This window comes from Streptomyces sp. NPDC051172, assembly GCF_040682555.1.
GTDB lineage: Bacteria > Actinomycetota > Actinomycetes > Streptomycetales > Streptomycetaceae > Streptomyces.
Genome location: NZ_JBFBBE010000299.1, coordinates 1 through 1,920 on the forward strand (window position 1 = coordinate 1; position 1,920 = coordinate 1,920).

General features: G+C 70.7%; 2 protein-coding genes. One reads left to right on the forward strand and one right to left on the reverse strand.

All coding sequences use genetic code 11. From position 1 onward, the window contains the following. On the reverse strand, positions 1–349 hold a 349-nt coding region (locus AB0N07_RS50515; RefSeq protein ID WP_365847681.1), incomplete at its 3' end, for a glycosyltransferase. A gap of 271 nt (positions 350–620) precedes the next feature. Here AB0N07_RS50515 and AB0N07_RS50520 point away from each other — a divergent pair. Beyond that, a complete protein-coding gene (locus AB0N07_RS50520) occupies positions 621–1,811 on the forward strand; it encodes an ISL3 family transposase (protein ID WP_365847683.1) in 1,191 nt (396 codons plus the stop codon). The last annotated feature ends 109 nt before the right edge of the window (positions 1,812–1,920 follow it).

Sequence of the window (1,920 nt, forward strand, 5' to 3'; positions counted from 1 at the left end):
CGAACGTGTGCTCCGCGTGCGACCGGCGGCGGCCGGCCTCCCGGATGCGCGCTCCCCAGGCGGGGTCGGCGACGATCCGGCGGCCCAGCTCGATGAGGTGGTCCGCGTCCTCGAAGACGAGCACCTCCTCGTCCGGGACGTAGAACTCGGCCACGTCGGCCCGATCGACGAGCTGGAGACCGCCCATGCCGGGCACCTCGAAGGTCCGCATCGCGTGGCCGGCCTGCAGGCCGTGGATGTTGATGGCGCCCGCGGCGGCCGCCTGCACGGCGTACGCCTCCTCGAGGGGGATGTCCCGTTCGGCCGGCAGGTCCGGACGGGTCAGCTCCCACGTGCGCAGGCGGTCCACCGGGTGGTGGCTCCACTGACGCCCATAGGGGCTCTTCGGACATTCGGTGGGGGTGAGGCTCGCCGGGTGAGGTTCGGCGGGTAGGGGTCGAGGTCCCCGAGGATCAGTAGCGCCAACTGCTGCTCCAACCGAGGACCTCGACGTGTCTCACGATAGTTCGGGGTGCGCTGACGCGTGCTCCGCCGCCTGCCCGTGTTCCCGCTGCGACTTGCTGCTCGGCCTCGATGGGGTCCATGTCGAGGACGTTGACCGCCGTGACGGGCTGCTGATCGTGACCGTCTCGAGCCCGGCGGCACCGACCGGCTGCCCGTCGTGCGGGGTCGTCGCGACCGGCCGCGGACGTCGCCGACGGGTGCTTCATGATGTGCCCGGCGTGACGCGGGTGCGGATCGTGTGGCGGCAGCGGGTCTGGCGGTGCGACGAGGTGGGATGCGTGCGACGGACGTTCGTGGAGCAGCTCCCGGGTCTGGTGGCCCGGCGCGGGTCGATCACCACGCGCGCCGTCGGCTGGGCGATCGGGCAGCTGCGCCGCGAGCACGCCACCGTGCACGGTATCGCCCGTCAGCTCGGAACGTCGTGGAAGACGGTGTGGCGGGCCGCCGAGCCCGAGCTGGTCAAACTGGCTGAGGACGAGTCCCGGTTCGAGAACGTCACCACCCTCGGCGTCGATGAGCACATCTGGCATCACGTCGACCCCCGAAAGCGCGGCCCGAAGGAGCTGACCGGGATGGTCGATCTCAGCCGCGACAGCACCGGAAAGACGCGGGCCAGGCTGCTCGACCTCGTGCCCGGCCGCTCCGGGAAGGCCTACGCGTCCTGGCTCGCCGAACGCGGCGAAGCGTTCCGGCAGAACGTGAAGGTCGCAGCTCTTGACCCGTTCGCCGGCTACAAGACCGCGATCGACGACAAGCTCGAAGACGCCACGGCCGTGCTGGACGCGTTCCACGTCGTCAAGCTCGGCACCGCCGCCGTCGATGAGGTCCGCCGCCGCGTCCAGCAAGACACCCTCGGGCATCGCGGTCGGACCGGCGACCCGCTCTACGGGATCCAGACCATCCTCCGCGCCGGCGCCGAGAACCTCACCGAGAAGCAGCGGACCAGGCTCGCGGCAGCGATCGAGGCCGACCCCGCGCACGACGAGGTGTTCGTCGCATGGCAGTGCGCCCAGCAACTGCGTTCCGCCTACCACCAGAAGGACCTCGCCGAGGGGCGGCGGATCGCCGAGAAGGTCGTCGACACATTCCACACCTGCCCGATCCCCGAGATCGCCCGCCTCGGCCGCACCCTCCGCCGCTGGCGAGCCGCGTTCCTGGCCTACTTCACGACCGGACGATCATCGAACGGCGGCACTGAGGCCGTGAACGGGATCATTGAGCTGCACCGCCGCCTCGCCCGCGGCTTCCGCAACCGCGACAACTACCGGCTCCGCATGCTCCTCGCCGCCGGCGGACTCACCCCATGACCCCCACCGAATGTCCGAAGAGCCGGTTATCCGGGTCGGCAAGCACGGCGAGGATGTCTGTGCGTTCCAGACCGTCATGAGTCAGTGTCGGCGCCCAGCCACGTCGGGC